Below are 15,118 nucleotides of genomic sequence, written 5' to 3'. Positions count from 1 at the left end.
CACGAAAGGTTGTGACAGCATTAAATGGATCAACATGCAACTCCCCTCTTCACCGCTCTTAAAAAGCATGCCGCCGGGAACCCCGTTCAATTTCATATTCCCGGGCATAAGAAGGGGCTAGGAACCGATGCCGAATTCCGTGAGTTTATCGGCGATAACGCTCTATCCATAGATTTGATCAACATCGCACCGCTTGATGACCTTCATCAGCCTACCGGCGTAATTCTTGAAGCTCAGAAGCTGGCTGCGGAGGCTTTCGGCGCCGACTATACGTATTTCAGCGTACAGGGCACGAGCAATGCCATCATGACTATGATCCTCTCTGTCTGCTCGGAAGGAGATAAAATTATTGTGCCGCGCAACATTCACAAATCAGTGATGTCGGCCATTATTTTCTCCGGAGCCAAGCCTGTTTTTGTCTCTCCTGTACAGGATGAGAATCTTGGGATAGATCACGGTATTACCACCAGTGCACTGGAGAAGGCCTTAAGGCGCCATCCCGATGCCAAGGGTGTACTTGTTATCAATCCTACGTATTTTGGCGTTTGTGCCGATTTGCGTTCGATTGTCGACCTGGCCCACAGCTACGGGGTTCCCGTACTGGTGGACGAGGCACATGGAGTATTGATTCATTTTCATGAGGATCTCCCCGTATCGGCCATGCAGGCCGGAGCGGATTTGGCGGCAACCAGCGTACACAAGCTGGGCGGCTCCATGACACAGAGCTCGGTGCTCAACCTGAATGCCAAAACCGGCCTGGTCAACCCGCAGCGGGTTCAGACGATTCTCAGCATGCTGACCACAACTTCAACATCATATATTCTGCTGGCATCCCTGGATACCTCCAGACGCAATCTGGCCCTGAACGGCCACGAGATGGCTGCAAGAACTATCGCCCTGTCCAACTATGCCCGCGATGCCATTAACGGCATTGAAGGCCTCTACAGCTTCGGCAAAGAAATTCTCGGCACAGAAGCAACCTTTAATATCGACCCGACCAAGCTGAACATTCATGTGCGCCACCTTGGCATCACCGGTTACGAAACCGAGAACTGGCTGCGCCAGAAATACAACATTGAAGTTGAGCTTAGTGACATGTATAACATTCTTTGCCTGATTACGCCTGGAGATACCCAGGAATCTGTAGATAAGCTGATTGCTGCACTGCGGGTGCTCTCGGCCATTCATTACAGCAAAGGCGAAATTTATGAGCTTAAGGTGCAGGTGCCGGAAATTCCGCAGCTGGCGCTGATTCCCCGGGATGCGTTCTATGCGGACACCCAGCTGGTTCCGTTCCGCGAATCCGCAGGCTATATTATCGCAGAATTCATTTACGTCTATCCTCCGGGGATTCCGATTCTGCTCCCTGGTGAAGTTATTACCCAGGATAACATCGACTATATCATTGACCATGTGGAAATCGGGCTGCCGGTCAAAGGCCCCGAGGACCGCAGCATCACGAACATCAAAGTCATCGTGGAGGCAGAGCCGATCTCCTGATGTCCCCCCAGAGAGACAGCCCTCGTTTTTTGAGCAAGATATACGTAAGCGCGTGGTGAGGACGCTCCGAGAACGGACCGTTGTTCCAATCGCTGTTGTCCCCAGATTTTTTTTATTCTACTTAACGGTGAAAATCCGGGGACAAAGGCGACCGCTACCGCTTTTCCACAATCAGTCCGTCCTCTCCACTGTTCAAGTGGAATACGTAAGAATACTCTTAAAAACACAAAAGACCCTCTCTTTTGCTAAAATGGAGTTACCACACAACCATTTCAAAGGAGAGGTTCCTTTGTACATTCAATAGTCCATGGACCCACTTGAACCATTCATCCAAAGGGCAGCCATTTTAGTGGTAAAAAGGATAACTAATCCACCTCATTCGGAGACTAGATCATCCCTAGTGGGAAAAAGTACAACTAATCCGGCTGAAATCAGCCGTATGGAGGGAGCGGGCCTCTATTAAGTGTACAAAATCCCACTAAAGCCCGTTCAAGCCAGAATTCCAGCCCATTAGTGTTACTTTTTACACTTCGCTTCCGTTACCTATGAATCTCCTTGCGTTCCATCAGCGTTTTCAGGTTCGCCGGTTCAATTCATATAAGCCGGTTCATTTCATATACATTAAGTTTCTTTATTGTGTTTTTTAAAGATTACAGAACCGCCTCCGCTTAACCATCGGAGCGGACGGACCCGCGGAACAGCGGCAGCCTGGGTCTCCGGATTTTCACCGCCAAGAGACTGCGACGAAATAAAGTACCGCTGCATTGTTGACAAAACTCCCAAAACCGTGGAGCTTTTGTCAACAAAAGCGGGTACTCATTTCCTCGCAGCTCCTAAGGGGTATGAAATAGATCTGGAGAGCACTGCGACCCGGACAACGATCCGTTCGCGGAGCGTCCACTCCAACAGCCTACGTAAAATAACCCCACAAAGTGGGGCCTTGGCTTCGATGATGACTCAGGTACTTTGCGGGGACCCCAAAACATATAAATTCTGATCTTTTAAGAAGAAACGGCTTCGCCGTCCACCCGTTTCTCCAAAAATAGAAGGATAATTGATAGCGTGAAACATATAAATTCTTATATTTGACCAAAAGCAAGGCAGCGATTCCCGAATAACGGATGAATCGCTGCCTTGCTTGCTTTTTGCGGCTTTAAGAATGAAGAGAACTGTCTCCCGTTATAGAAAATCCACTTATGGGACAGCCTCTTTTGCTGACGGGATTTGCGGTCTTGTCCAAGACAGCAAGTCCCAAGTTGCTTCACTGAAATCTATTCTTGCTGGGCAAGCAGCTCGTTGTAAGCTTCTTCAACAGCTTTCCATTCAGCTTCATCTTCAATGTTGTACAGAACCATTTCTTCATCTTCTTCTTCCATGCGAAGAATGATGCCATCCGCTTCAGGGTTTTCGCGTTCCAGCAGCAGAGCGTATAGCTTCTCGCCTACGTCGAACGTTTCTACCAGCACCATTTCCACATCTTCGCCCTGCTCGTTCGTCAAGGTCAGCACAAATTCCTCATGCTCATGGTCGTGATCATGTCCGCAACCGCATGCTTCACCATGTTCATGGCCATGCTCATGTTTGTGATCGCTCATTGAAATACCTCACTTTAAATTGATTTATCCTACATTTGGTATCGTAACACGTAGGTAAGTTCAGGTCAATTTGAGGGAGCCCGCCATCGGCTATTGCAGAGCAGTGATTACTTTCTCTGACACAAGTATATAATCCGCGCCTTTGGAAGGTTTGATGTAGAAGCCCACCCGATACTTGCCCGCATCCTTGAAATCATAGGTGAATTCCGAGGTCGGGAACCAGAAATCCTCTTTCTTTGAGTTTCCAAGCTCCTGCGACTGGATGTCCTTCACATTGCCGGAAGGGTCCGTAATCGCCACCTTCACAGCTGCAACATCCTCGGTTAAGCTGTCTACCTGGGTCAGCACCTTGATTTTGAGCTTGCCGACATTCACATTGCCAAAGACGTTGTCACCCTTGAACAGCACAATATGCACATTCGGCTTGAGGATGGTCAGCTTGCCTGAATTTTCCCAATTGACAATCCCCCCCGCCTCTCTGGCCGGGATATATGCTTTGCCGTCAATTAAGTAACCGCCATCGGCTATTTCCTTGCCGTTGCTCCATACTCTGATCTTCTGATTTACCGCGTCCGCGAATAATAAGGAGCCACCCATTAAGGAAAATATGACCACACACAGAGCAATTTTTTTCCATCTCATCGCTAGAGACCCTCCAAGTAATTCATGCTGTTAATGTATACTGCAAAAATAACAACAAGTTGCGGCAGTGGCAGGGAATTATTTCTTTCTTTTAGCCATAGAGCCGCACGCGCATATATCCGGGAAGGAAAGCCGGCCGCTTCTGCGGTCACCGCGCCTTTTTCATAGCCGAATTTTTGCCGCGCAGCTTTCCCACGGTCCAATACAATACTGGAATCAACTGCATGGTCAACGCAAAGGCTGGCCAGTCCACTGTCATAAAGTTAAGTAGATTCGTTGAATTTCCGGTAAAATGAATCGAATAGCCGGTGACCAGCGCCGTGACCGAAAAGGACAGCGGTTTAAAATCCTTCAGGGCAAAGATTCTGGCCAGGCTAACCACCGCTGCATATATCAGCAGGCTGATCTTCACAATAATGGCCGGTATCCACAGGATCGTCAAGAACGGGTCCAGCGTTTCAATAAAGTCGGCAATCCGCAGCATTCTCACGTACTCCATTACCGGGTAGGTCATTTTCCCTGTGAGCGCCGGACCAAAGGCCAGGATGGAGGGGATCAGATAAGAGAGAATCAGTCCGAGCGAAATCAGCAGCCCTCTAAAAAGCATCCGGTTAACTTTCAGATGCTGTTTAAGATGAGGGTACAGGAACAGGATGACAAACCCGTCGCCAAACCATGGGGTAGCCTGAAACATTCCCGCCGCTGTTTGCACCGGATTAAAATTGGTCACGAAAGCCCTCACCATCGGAATTTGGATTTCAACTCCGAGCAGAAGCGGGGTCAACATGACAAACAGCAGGATATTTATAAAAAACAGCACCTCCGCCACCCGCGCAATCGCTTGGACCCCCGCCCTCACCGTAAAGGCCACTCCGGTCCCCACCAGCACAAGAATAACCGCCTCCGGAGTCGTCGGCAAATGATTGACAAGCAAAAAATCCCCCAGATTGCGCGTGGTCATGGACGCCCTGTGCAAACAATAGGCTATCAGCATAAAGATCAACGGGTAATGGAGCCATTTGCCGAGAATATACTTGCCGAATACAGCAAAATACTCGTCCAGATTCAACCGGGCCAGAGCCGTGCTGAACAGCATAATAACATATCCCATGCAAGCTCCAAGGCACAAGGAAACCACCGCATTGTAGGAAGCGGTTTTGGCAATCGGAGCCGACAGAAAGCCGGCTGTTTCGGAGTACAAATAGATGCTCATCAGCATAACTAGCTGGCCTGGGGATATGCTTTTCACTGTAACTCTCCTTACCGGTTAAAATTGCAGAATAGCTTCAATGAATGTAATCGGGGCTCTAGGCGCCCCCGAGCCCGATAAGCAGCAGGTTGCACAGCAAGGAGACAAGCATCACACCAAATGTAATCAGGAAGGTGCGTATTTTCCGCTGATGATGCCGCAGGTAGATCCATTCAGTCCCAAACATAATCAGGTAAAAAACCATTGTCGCTATCACCGGCCAGCCTCCTCCGGATTTTTCATCGCTCCCATTAGGCGGATTCTTGCCTTCGTCTCCACGTTAAGCCGGACTCTCTCTTTATAGATGCTGGACCAGTCCTTATTGCTGGCTTTCCACACCTTGGGATAATACCAGGCTAGATAAGCGCCAAGCTGGTAAGCATCCGTTGCGGATTTCTGTGACTCCTGAAATGCTTTCTGAATCCTTTCCTCGATCTGTTCACTCAGCAGGCTCTCCAGATTGGAGAGCACCGACGGGTCCTCCAGGTCAATTGCCGATTCTGAAGAATCGATGATGCTCTCAACATCCAGCTGCAGCGTGTAGGAAATCTCGCTCCCCCTTACATGGGGAACGATCTTTGATTTGGCATCCATAACCAGAATACTGATTAGCTTTCCGTCGGTTGGTGAAGCAAACGTTATGACAGCATCCTTGATATTGCCCCTCAACCACATTGCCCCTCTCGTTGTATAACTGTCCATTTTGCCGGTCATTGCACTGTCCTGAAACAGGGCGGAGCCCAGCACCGTTATCTGGGTTCCGCTTGATTTGTCTGTATTGGCAGCCACATAGCCCAGGATCATGCCTCTTCCGTATTCCTCGGCGGTGAGGAAGTGCTTCACACTGCCGGATATTACTTTTTTGCGTGTCACCAGCTCACGAAAGACTTCGCTCGGAAATTTCTCTATTTGTGTAGGGAAATCCGCCACCTCTCTCGCTTCACCTTTGGCAACCAGAATGTAAGTCTTCAAAGGGATGCCTGATTTCCGGTCTACGAAATCCAACAGCGGAGCGAGTCCCTTGCGGGCGCAGGTCTCCCCAACCACAATCATTTTGACCTGTCCCCAGAATATTTCACGGGAAATGTTGGTCTGAATATTGCGGTAAGCCTCGGAAATATTCCTTCCCTTGCCGCTTACAGTTGCATAAGGCGCCTCCGTGCTTGGAGCTTCGCCGCCGGATTGCGAGGAAATCTGATTGGGCTTGGCATAGCCGAGCGTTAATTGAACCGAATTGTCTGCAGCCTCATCAATAAACATAGCCACGACCAGCAGCCTGTCGTTGATTTCTATCCTTGACCAGCAGCCGGAAAGCAGCAGTTGGGCCACAAGAAGAAGAAGGAGCGTTATTCTTGCAGCCGAAGTCAGGTTTCTCAATCCCGGTCATCCCCATCATTGTGTTGTGAAGTATTCATTCGCATGGTGGGCTGATTTCCAAAAGCAGAAGGCCGGACCTTCATCAGCCTCCATGGAGCCCTGATCAATGTATCCTTAATATCCTTCCACTTCAATGGTGCAACCGGAGTCATGTAAGGCACCCTCAAAGAAGTGAGCACAACCAAATGCAGCAGCAACAGATATATCCCGAGCGACAGCCCCAGCAGTCCAAAGCTGCCCGCCAGGAACATAATGGGAAAACGGATCAGACGCAGCGTCAGCCCCAAGCTGTAGCTTGGCACGATAAAGGAGGCTATTCCTGTCAGCGAAACAATAATAACCATAGGAGAAGATACGATGCCCGCCCGTACAGCCGCTTCCCCAATGACAAGCGTCCCCAATATGGAAACGGCCTGCCCGACGGCAGACGGAATTCTGATGCTGGCTTCCCGCAAGCCCTCAAAGGTAATCTCCATAATCAGCGCCTCAAATAAAGCCGGAAAGGGTACAGGCTCCCGGGCAGCGGCAATACTGAACAGCAGACTCGCCGGTATCATCTCCGGATGATAGGTAGTCAAGGCAATATAGAAGGATGGGGCCAGCAGGGACACCATCATAAACGTGTACCGGATCCAGCGGATCCAGGTAGAAGCATAGGATCGCTGGTAATAATCTTCCGGGGATTGAAAAAAAACAGGAAAGGTTACCGGTGCAATCAGCACAATGGGGGTGCCATCGGTAAAAATGACCACTCTTCCTTCCAAAAGCGCCGCTGCCGCCGTATCCGGCCGCTCCGAATTCTGAATTTGCGGAAACGGCGAGTACGGGTGGTCTTCGATGAATTCCTCCAGGTAGCTGCTTTCCAGCACCCCGTCAATATGAATCCCGGACAGCCTGTGCCGTATTTCCTTCAGGAGCTCCGGCCGGCAAATGCCATTCATATAAGCAATAACAACCTCAGTCATCGTGTGCTTGCCGATCTGCATATGAAGCAGCTTAAGCTCGGGGCTTCGGATTCGCCTGCGGAGCATCGTGACATTCGTATGGAGATCCTCAATGAACGCTTCCCGGGAACCGCGAATCACCACCTCATTCTGCGCTTCGCCGATGCTCCTCTTCTCGTAGTTATTGAAGGGATAGGTTATCATCCTCAGGTCTCCGTCAATAATCAGCAGCACTTCTCCCTCAAGAATAAAACGCAGCGCCTCATTATGATTGTCGACCACCGTGCAGGCACTGAACAAAAGGGTATTGAAGTCAACAGCTGAACCTTTGCTCTCACAGCCATTTTCATCCCGGTCCAGGATCAGATTGATCAGACCCTCCTGAATCATTTCAACATTGACCATACCGCTGACATAAATAAGACCATACTTCCTCCCGCTGTCTGCCATAGAATGTATAATCACATCGTAGCAATCGGCCAGGCGAAGCCTGAACCACTCCAGCCGCTCTTTCAGCTCCGTTCCCGGCTCGACCCCCGCCGCCGAAGGAGGAGCAGGGCTCTGAGAAGTGTTTCTGAGTCTCACACTCGGTTTTCGGAACAGCGAGAACATTGGCACCCTCCTATAAGTTAGTAATCTTGACAACATTGGGCCGCTTCGTACAAAAAGCGCCTCGGAAGCATAGGCTCTGGCACAGCGGTACACACATTATCCACCATTTCTCAAAGGACTATGCACCCGGTGCTTCGTCTGCTTAAGCCAGGGCACGGGCTCCGCTCTGGATCAGAACACAAAAACGGCCGGACAGCTGCGTCAATCGACGCCTGTCCGGCCGTTTTATCTATGCCGCCTTTTAAAACTGCGGTAGCTGATCCAGATTGTTCGTTGGATCGCCATCTGCATCTCCGCGGATGTACATTTCTCCGTCCTTGCCTTTGAAAACATTCACACCGGCAATGGCACCCGCCTGAACCTCACGCAGTGCCTCCTGGTAATCAAGCACCCGGCCCGATGAGGTCTGGAAGCTGGTCAAGTCGCCGTCACCATTACGTTGGGCCGCTATAAACCGTTCCCTTGCACTGTTCACTTAGGATTCTCTCCTTCGCGTTTGGATTGGCCATTATCAGGCTCAGTCCTAGCATGTCCCCCGCCGCGAAAGAGTATGTATCACTGCCCGGTTACAGCGGCTTTTCCATTCGTACATGGAGGATTCCCGCATCATAGAAAGGCTCTGGGGATATCACCTTGTAGCCCAGCTTGGCATAAAACTCTTCAGCGTGGCACTGCGCGTCCAGAACAGAGGCTTCCAGCCCGACCTCCCGGGCCAGCTCTTCCAGCGCCAGCAGCAGGACCCGGCCGTATCCCTTGCTGCGGTATGCCTTGTGCACAGCAATACGCTGCATTTTGGCCGTGCCGGCTTTATAGTATATCAGTCTGCCCGTAGCTACCGGGATGCCTTCATCCAGCAGCAGCACATGATGCGCGTTGTCGCCAATGACATCATATTCGTCCAGCTCCTCTTCCAGCGGCACCTTCTGTTCTTCAACAAATACCTTTTTGCGGATGTCCAGTCCCAATTGGAGCTGTTCATCCGTAGTCACATGTACAATTTCTGCAGCCATTTCCCTTTGTCTCCTCTCAACAGGTCACAACGATAGTTGACCCATTATACAGAAATTCTATTTCTCTGTACAGAGTGAGACAAGAAATCCCGGCATCTGTTCTTAAATGCGGTGTTACTGGACGGAATAGACCTCTTCAGGGATGGAACGGTCATATACATCCTGCATAACCGGCGACAGTGTGCTGTCTGTGCGGTCCAGAGGCCCGTCCAGATCTGTCATCCTGCGGATTTCCACTGCCCCCGGGGCCTGATCCTGCGCCGCACACCCCGCTGTGCCCAGAAGCACCAACAAACAGACCGCAGCTTTCCGCCATATATTTCTGCGCATAAGCATACTCCTCCTATCCTTTAGCTTTTTTACAGCTTTGACGGTTTGGAGCCTTGCTAAACGGCAGATTACAGATTTACATTCCCCACTGCATGCACCAAATACATCAGGATGCCAAGGCATCCCGCGAGCGCAAAATAAGCAGCTCCGTATTTCCAGCGGGTACCTGGCGGCACATCATAATATCTGTCGTTCTCAAACACGGTGAATTGAACCTCGCATTCCGCATTCAAATGCAGTCCGGACTCCGTCATAATCTGTTCAATCCGGGTCAGCCTGACCTTTTGCGGGATACTCTGCACAGGAAGTCTGGCGGTTCCGTAATAATTCAGGCTTTCATAGCGTATACCGATATACTGCTGCCGCTCCAAATCGCTGTAGGTGGTAAACGGCAGGTCTCTTGTGTGTTCCGGACCCGGAATCAGATAACCCTGCTCCCGCAAATGCTCTACAGGGATCAGAAATCTGAGCAATACCGTTCTCGGCTGGGCGTTCTTGCGCCGGCCGATATATTTCTTGTACAGATCATAAGCGAACAGCAGCCAGATGATCAGGAACAGAATCGATTTCAGATACAGAATCACGCCCAAACCACCGATCAGCCCCGCCAGCCACAGCCAGCGTGTGACCGCAGTCGCGATGCGCCCCCCATCCAGCGGGTGAATCGGCAGCAGGTTCAACAGATTAAGAAGAAATCCGATGTAGGACAGCGAATACAGGAGCGGACTGTGGTAATAGTACGCGAACGCAAAAACAACTGCCGCGCCTGCGGTGCCCAGAAGAGGACCGCCGAAGGCTATATAAGCCTCCATTTTCGCATCAAGCGGCTGTTTTTTCATGGTGATTAAAGCTCCCAGAAAAGGAATAAACAGCGGAGCGCTTACCGGGAGCCCGATTCTCTTTGCGGCAATCACGTGCCCCAGCTCATGGACAAACAGCAGCAGCACAAATCCAATGGCGAACTGCCAGGGATAGATCAGCGCGTACGCCCACACGGAGAACAGCATGGATATCAGCGGACCGGCGATTTTGCCGAGCTTGAGCAAAGATAAAATCGCCTTTCCCTTCAGGAGCAGCATAGCTGCCCCGCCCCCCAGCCATTTCAGTCCGGCGGAGGTTTTATTCTTTTCCTCAGTTGGTTGCGGCAAATTCTTTGCTCCTTTTATCGTTGTTTAAGTTTAAGATTATCATCTTGAAGGTAGCGATTCCACTCTCCGGCGGATAATCAAGACCGGTCAAGGTACTACCGCCGATGCCAGGAGACATAAGAACCCCCTTCTGCAGCCGGCTAACATCACCCGGCAACAGAATCTTGGATCAGTTCTGAAAAAGATATTGCCTTCATCTCACATCCTGTGGTATTATAAATTTCGTTGCAGGACGGTAGCTCAGCGGGAGAGCACTATCTTGACAGGGTAGGGGTCATGGGTTCGAACCCCATCCGTCCTATACTGGGGAAGCCTTATTTTATAAGGCTTTTTCTTTTGGTCAGCCTGTTGTCTCATTGAATCATTTAGTGATTTGGTGCCATTTTGGTGCCCTGTAGTGGACTAACGCAAAAGTGGTGCCTATTATGGCACCACTATTTTTTATCCTTCCAACCATTTGAGAAAGACATCCTTAGACACCTTAATCATTCGGCCAACTCGGACGATATGAAATTGTTCGGAGTTTAGGAGTTCATAGGTTTGCCTTTCCCCAATCCCTAATATCTCCTGCACTTCCTTTGCCGAGAGCACAGCAGGCAAATCAGAAGTTGACTTATATGCGCTATCACTCACCTTTATCACTCTCCTTTTCCACAATCAAATTCAAATCAAGAGCCAGCTTGTAAAATGCCTTCCAGCGAATTTTCTTATAAGTCCCCGCACTGATCGGCGGCTTGAAGCTGAACGAATACACTTTCTCGTGTGTGATGTAATCATGTTCGTTAGTCATGTAGCGTTCCTCTATTAGGAACTTTTCCATTCGCGGCAGCCTTCGGACAATGCGCTCGATCCGTTCACAATACTCTCGCTGCGCTGCTTTGGTATCGACATTATGAATGGCTATGCTAGCGGTCTGGTCTGTAGTATTTCCCGTGAATCCTTTTGGGGAGTCCGACCAAGTTGCGGTTGTACTTGCCTCACGTTCTTCGAATGAAAGAAATTTGTTCATCCGATACTTCTCAAGCGCAGCCTCAACGGCAGCCTGCGTCCTCTCTCTATCTATCTCAGGCAGGAAGCTCTGTTGCACCTGCTATCACCTCACTGTAAAAGAGTCCCCCCAGCCGAAGCCGGGGATTGAGCAATTAGAACGGCAGATCGTCTGAATCACCTTCAGGTATTACCGGGCCGTCTTCGCCGCCCTCGGTGTCTCCCTGCGTATCCTCCAGGGTCAATTGATTTGGATCGTCTACGTCCACCGTGCCGTCTGGATTGAGTTTGCCGTGAACACCTTCGCGCGGCTCGTCGTGTTCTTCGTCGTCGTATTCCTCGTCACCCCGGAATTCTTCAATGCTCATTTGTGACTCGGCAATGTCCAGCACTACATCCGAGCCTGCTTTTCGGTAAAACTCATAGGAGTGTTCAGACGAGGTGTCTCCCTTAACGATAAATTCAAGTACCGTCTTCTTGGCGTCCTTGGTGCTTTTGCTGAATTCAGTGGTCAGCGATTTTTCTACGCCTTCGATACTGAGAAGGACAACCGAACGTGTCATAGCATTCAGCTCTGGCTTCTTCTCGTCTTCGCCTTTTACGTGGAACTGTACCAGTTCCTTCTTGGAGTCCTTGGTCTGCTTGTTGAAGTGTGCTGCTACTTGGATTTTCATTTATAATTGCTCCTCTCGAATTTGGGTTTATTGGGTAATTCGTTTAGGTGCGTTTCGTTCAGCCTCTTCCCACTTTGGATGCATGTATTCCCCACGATACCCCGCCTGATAGAGCAGGAAAGCCTTGCAAAGCGATTCCTTCCAGTCGCTGGTCCAGACTGATACATTACTCTCTGAATCTCCCACGCTGGCAAAATGGCGGATGATAGAAGGAGCGTCCGGCATGCGCAGGACTCCAGCCTCTCCAACGTTTTCTTCGATATATCCCCAAAGCTCCAATGCTTCTTTCCCGGACTCTGACCACCGGAATACCATGCCAGCAGCATCATGGACGCATTCTACATATTCGCTCAAAGCTTCTTCCACCAGCCTGTTCAACTCATGCCCAGGTGGTAGATTCATAACGATTTTGTCACTACTCATAAACGCCATTCCTCCCCGTAGGAGAGGGGGATTGCCCCCTCAATCCGTTTTTGTAAAAGCAATACTCCCACAGCTGCATGGTCCTGGTATATCTACAGGCTCTGCAAATTTATATTCTGTACCGCACATGCTGCATTTCCAGCTTTTAGACAACATGGGGTCCGGGTTGATCCGGTCCGGGAACCTGCCCATGAACTTGATTACCTCGTGCTCATCCATTAACATCCCTCCAATCATCAAGCATTTTATTTGTCTGCCCACGTGTTGCAGGGTTTATGCTGTCGTAACGATGGCCTCCGGCCCGGAACTTAAGCTCTCTCACGTATATCCTCTCCCTTCGGGGTCTATGCCCCCTAAATTCACTTTTTAGGAACTCTCGCTGTAGATCCGCACTCCGGGCATTCCATCCATTCTTCAATGCCGCCCAGGTCGTCCGCATCTGACCATTGCCATTTCATTTCAACTTTACACTTGCGGCAATTTTTGACCTTCACCTTCATGTCTCTGCCCCCTTATAAGTTAAGTACCAGACCTGTTACGGCCTCCGCTACGCTGAGTATTGCGGTCGAATCGGAGGCCTGACGGCCAATTAAGTTCTTTGCTGCCTTTCTTGCCACTTTCGAAAATACTCTGCACTGACATGACTGTTAATGTTCTTGTAGTCAAATGGTTGTTCGCAACGCGGACAATACGGGAGCATTTTTCCACGTTGATATTCCCTTTCTAGTTTTTTGAATATCACTGAGTGTGGTTTCTCCTTCAACCATTGCAGCCGCTGCTGGCTCAAAGACTCATGCTGCCTATTGAGGTAGTCGTAATGTTCAGCAAGGTGTAGCATCGCCTCAAACGGATCTACCGTCATGCCACAATCGCAGGTAATTTCACGATTAACCTTATCAACGGTGAAATGTTTGTCGTCTCCACATGTGCATTTACGTGGTTTATGCCGTTCAAGCCGGATAACATCAAGGGTGATTATCTTGTCGTTCTCTGTCTTCTCTTCCCTTGTGAGTGTCATTGGTTATCCTCCAATTTATTTACCTTTTCTACCAATTCGTTCACTTTGTCGATTAGAATATTGCAAACCTCCCGGAGTTTTTCAGAGTCTCCTCTGGAATCATGGAAGATACCAGGATTCTGCGGCTTTCTAAGCTTTATGTTTATTGGCTTAATCAAGAGTGTCGCCCTCCTTGGGTGCTTCTGGAATAACGATTGGTGTCCAGTGAGTGTGATATCCCGGCCAGTCTACATCTATTGGAGTTCCGCAGTATGGAGGCTCAGAAACCGGAAACTCCCACCAGAGCACATCCCCTACGTCTTCGTGCCAATCGTCTATTGGTCTCGCAGTAATCGGCTGTTTAATCTCAGGTGTGGGTGTTGGGGTATGCCATGTCCAGCCCGTAGGATCAATGCCGTTACGCTCCAGCAAGGCGTTAGGATCAATGGTCTCCGGTTGTTTATTTGCCTCCAAGCGCCGAATGATCTCTTTTTTGTACTCATCCGCAAATTCATAATCACCGGCACGGCAGGCAATCTCAAACTCGGATACCAACTCGTCATTTTCGCATACTTCCGGTTCTCTTCCTGGTCCCATAATTATTCCTCCTCGTTTGTGGGTGCTGGGGTATCTGGGTATAGGGTGGATAAAACCTTACTCAGCGCCTCCCTAACCTCCAGCATGTTCCCCTCTGCACAATCCCATGTCCAGGATAATGCCTCTGTTACAGCATCTTTCAGTCGTTGTTCCCGGGCCTCTGCTGATTTTGCAACGCCGTAATTGTGCATGGCGAGCATCCTCCATTCGTCATGCGATTGTTGCAACTGTTCATAGGTCATTGGCGGGTGTTGCGGTGTTTGTGTCATTGGGCTTCCTCCCCAGTAATTTTTGAAGCTAGTTTCCGTACTGCTTCAACTTCTTCTGCCGTATAATCTCCCGTGTTGGCTGCGTCTGCATTGAAACATGTTTCCATCAGTTCAAATGCTTCAATGTCTGCTGCTGACAGATAAACTCTTTTTGACATGCTTATATCCTCCCTTAGTGGGAGAGGAGGGCTGTATACCCTCTCTGTCCCTGCTGTCTTCGTTCTATGCATCACCAAACCCTATCCAGTTCACTTTCTGTAAAAAAAGTTGCGGGGTGTTCTTTGATATTGTATTGCACCTCCCAACTAGGCATATTTTTAGCAACCCACCACCGTTCTACTGTTACAATTTCGTCCGTTTCTCGAATCCTTACTGTCTCCCCGTCCCCAAAATGTCCTTCGCATTCCCAAGATTTATTCCCCTCAGAATCCAGAGTATATTGCATTTCATCAATCCATTTTGTACGTCCACATACCACACATTTTTCCTGATCCATTAAAATCCCTCCATTTTAACTGCGCCGTATTCGTCAACTACCCAGTCCTCTCGGACTGCGTCACAAGACGAACAATTTCTTATGGCACGAGCAGCAAAATGCGAATTTACTTCTGCGTTTATATGTCAGCCCTTCGTGCAGCTCACCGTTTTCTGCTTCGCTGCCGTCAAATGCATAGCGGTATTCGGCTTTTCCGCTGACCGTTTGTTTCTCATAGAACCCTTCATCAGATCCGCAATGCGGACATTCTTCCATCTCTGTGTTCATG

The 15,118-nt window shown here is 49.6% G+C and carries 23 protein-coding genes and 1 tRNA gene; 2 read left to right on the top strand and 22 right to left on the bottom strand.

The window, feature by feature from the left end:
- Nucleotides 1-24: 24 nt before the first annotated feature.
- Nucleotides 25-1,500 (top strand): aminotransferase class I/II-fold pyridoxal phosphate-dependent enzyme, encoded by a 1,476-nt coding sequence (locus HYD27_RS19925; protein ID WP_219218053.1) that lies wholly within the window; start codon nucleotides 25-27, stop codon nucleotides 1,498-1,500.
- 1,271 nt (nucleotides 1,501-2,771) lie between these two features.
- On the opposite strand, the gene HYD27_RS19920 is transcribed toward HYD27_RS19925, so the two are convergent.
- From HYD27_RS19920 to HYD27_RS19875, 10 genes are all read right to left on the bottom strand, one after another.
- Nucleotides 2,772-3,095 carry a DUF1292 domain-containing protein gene (locus tag HYD27_RS19920; protein ID WP_019911532.1) on the bottom strand — a complete coding sequence of 108 codons (324 nt, stop codon included), beginning with the start codon at nucleotides 3,093-3,095 and terminating at the stop codon, nucleotides 2,772-2,774.
- A 90-nt stretch (nucleotides 3,096-3,185) separates the two neighbouring features.
- On the bottom strand, nucleotides 3,186-3,737 hold the full coding sequence (locus HYD27_RS19915) for a flagellar hook assembly protein FlgD (RefSeq protein ID WP_219218052.1): 552 nt from the start codon (nucleotides 3,735-3,737) through the stop codon (nucleotides 3,186-3,188).
- Nucleotides 3,738-3,885: 148 nt separating this feature from the next.
- Entirely contained in the window at nucleotides 3,886-4,986 is a 1,101-nt protein-coding gene (locus HYD27_RS19910; RefSeq protein WP_219218051.1) for a GerAB/ArcD/ProY family transporter, read from the bottom strand.
- Nucleotides 4,987-5,044: 58 nt separating this feature from the next.
- Nucleotides 5,045-5,203, bottom strand: a complete 159-nt coding sequence (locus tag HYD27_RS19905; RefSeq protein WP_219218050.1) for a hypothetical protein — start codon at nucleotides 5,201-5,203, stop codon at nucleotides 5,045-5,047.
- Nucleotides 5,200-6,363: a Ger(x)C family spore germination protein gene (locus HYD27_RS19900; protein WP_219218049.1), complete on the bottom strand. Its 1,164-nt coding sequence runs from the start codon at nucleotides 6,361-6,363 to the stop codon at nucleotides 5,200-5,202. Before HYD27_RS19900 ends, HYD27_RS19905 begins: the two co-directional genes overlap by 4 nt.
- Entirely contained in the window at nucleotides 6,360-7,919 is a 1,560-nt protein-coding gene (locus HYD27_RS19895) for a spore germination protein (RefSeq protein WP_219218047.1), read from the bottom strand. Before HYD27_RS19895 ends, HYD27_RS19900 begins: the two co-directional genes overlap by 4 nt.
- A gap of 241 nt (nucleotides 7,920-8,160) precedes the next feature.
- The gene (locus HYD27_RS19890) at nucleotides 8,161-8,394 is read right to left on the bottom strand and encodes a DUF3892 domain-containing protein (RefSeq protein WP_219218046.1); all 234 of its coding nucleotides are present in this window, start codon (nucleotides 8,392-8,394) and stop codon (nucleotides 8,161-8,163) included.
- 91 nt (nucleotides 8,395-8,485) lie between these two features.
- Nucleotides 8,486-8,929, bottom strand: coding sequence for a GNAT family N-acetyltransferase (locus HYD27_RS19885; RefSeq protein WP_219218043.1), 444 nt, complete (start codon nucleotides 8,927-8,929; stop codon nucleotides 8,486-8,488).
- 114 nt (nucleotides 8,930-9,043) lie between these two features.
- A complete protein-coding gene (locus HYD27_RS19880; RefSeq protein WP_219218041.1) occupies nucleotides 9,044-9,259 on the bottom strand; it encodes a hypothetical protein in 216 nt (71 codons plus the stop codon).
- A gap of 68 nt (nucleotides 9,260-9,327) precedes the next feature.
- Complete coding sequence (locus tag HYD27_RS19875) at nucleotides 9,328-10,407, bottom strand: site-2 protease family protein (protein ID WP_219218039.1); 1,080 nt, start codon at nucleotides 10,405-10,407, stop codon at nucleotides 9,328-9,330.
- Nucleotides 10,408-10,636: 229 nt separating this feature from the next.
- On the opposite strand from HYD27_RS19875, the gene HYD27_RS19870 reads away from it, so the two are divergent.
- A tRNA-Val gene (locus HYD27_RS19870) sits at nucleotides 10,637-10,708 on the top strand.
- A 140-nt stretch (nucleotides 10,709-10,848) separates the two neighbouring features.
- Here HYD27_RS19870 and HYD27_RS19865 read toward each other — a convergent pair.
- From HYD27_RS19865 to HYD27_RS19810, 12 genes are all read right to left on the bottom strand, one after another.
- Nucleotides 10,849-11,040 (bottom strand): helix-turn-helix domain-containing protein, encoded by a 192-nt coding sequence (locus HYD27_RS19865; RefSeq protein WP_219218037.1) that lies wholly within the window; start codon nucleotides 11,038-11,040, stop codon nucleotides 10,849-10,851.
- Nucleotides 11,033-11,494, bottom strand: a complete 462-nt coding sequence (locus HYD27_RS19860) for an ArpU family phage packaging/lysis transcriptional regulator (protein ID WP_219218035.1) — start codon at nucleotides 11,492-11,494, stop codon at nucleotides 11,033-11,035. Before HYD27_RS19860 ends, HYD27_RS19865 begins: the two co-directional genes overlap by 8 nt.
- Nucleotides 11,495-11,549: 55 nt before the next feature.
- A complete protein-coding gene (locus tag HYD27_RS19855) occupies nucleotides 11,550-12,068 on the bottom strand; it encodes a hypothetical protein (protein ID WP_219218034.1) in 519 nt (172 codons plus the stop codon).
- 27 nt (nucleotides 12,069-12,095) lie between these two features.
- Nucleotides 12,096-12,491 carry a hypothetical protein gene (locus HYD27_RS19850; RefSeq protein ID WP_219218033.1) on the bottom strand — a complete coding sequence of 132 codons (396 nt, stop codon included), beginning with the start codon at nucleotides 12,489-12,491 and terminating at the stop codon, nucleotides 12,096-12,098.
- 39 nt (nucleotides 12,492-12,530) lie between these two features.
- Entirely contained in the window at nucleotides 12,531-12,710 is a 180-nt protein-coding gene (locus tag HYD27_RS19845) for a hypothetical protein (RefSeq protein WP_219218032.1), read from the bottom strand.
- Between the two features lie 140 nt (nucleotides 12,711-12,850).
- The gene (locus HYD27_RS19840) at nucleotides 12,851-12,991 is read right to left on the bottom strand and encodes a hypothetical protein (RefSeq protein WP_219218031.1); all 141 of its coding nucleotides are present in this window, start codon (nucleotides 12,989-12,991) and stop codon (nucleotides 12,851-12,853) included.
- Between the two features lie 89 nt (nucleotides 12,992-13,080).
- Nucleotides 13,081-13,509: a hypothetical protein gene (locus HYD27_RS19835; protein WP_219218030.1), complete on the bottom strand. Its 429-nt coding sequence runs from the start codon at nucleotides 13,507-13,509 to the stop codon at nucleotides 13,081-13,083.
- A 150-nt stretch (nucleotides 13,510-13,659) separates the two neighbouring features.
- Nucleotides 13,660-14,085 (bottom strand): hypothetical protein, encoded by a 426-nt coding sequence (locus HYD27_RS19830; protein ID WP_219218029.1) that lies wholly within the window; start codon nucleotides 14,083-14,085, stop codon nucleotides 13,660-13,662.
- 2 nt (nucleotides 14,086-14,087) lie between these two features.
- Nucleotides 14,088-14,354 (bottom strand): hypothetical protein, encoded by a 267-nt coding sequence (locus tag HYD27_RS19825; RefSeq protein ID WP_219218028.1) that lies wholly within the window; start codon nucleotides 14,352-14,354, stop codon nucleotides 14,088-14,090.
- Nucleotides 14,351-14,512 (bottom strand): hypothetical protein, encoded by a 162-nt coding sequence (locus HYD27_RS19820; RefSeq protein ID WP_219218026.1) that lies wholly within the window; start codon nucleotides 14,510-14,512, stop codon nucleotides 14,351-14,353. The genes HYD27_RS19825 and HYD27_RS19820 overlap by 4 nt, the downstream gene beginning before the upstream one ends.
- A gap of 71 nt (nucleotides 14,513-14,583) precedes the next feature.
- On the bottom strand, nucleotides 14,584-14,850 hold the full coding sequence (locus tag HYD27_RS19815) for a hypothetical protein (protein ID WP_228745221.1): 267 nt from the start codon (nucleotides 14,848-14,850) through the stop codon (nucleotides 14,584-14,586).
- Nucleotides 14,851-14,910: 60 nt separating this feature from the next.
- Nucleotides 14,911-15,117, bottom strand: a complete 207-nt coding sequence (locus tag HYD27_RS19810) for a hypothetical protein (protein ID WP_219218024.1) — start codon at nucleotides 15,115-15,117, stop codon at nucleotides 14,911-14,913.
- Between the last annotated feature and the right edge of the window lies 1 nt (nucleotide 15,118).

The sequence above is a fragment of the Paenibacillus sp. S150 genome, from assembly GCF_019352175.1.
Taxonomy (GTDB): domain Bacteria; phylum Bacillota; class Bacilli; order Paenibacillales; family Paenibacillaceae; genus Paenibacillus_AQ.
The sequence above is the reverse complement of the archived record's forward strand: the minus strand, read 5'-3'. Positions and strand labels throughout refer to the sequence as shown.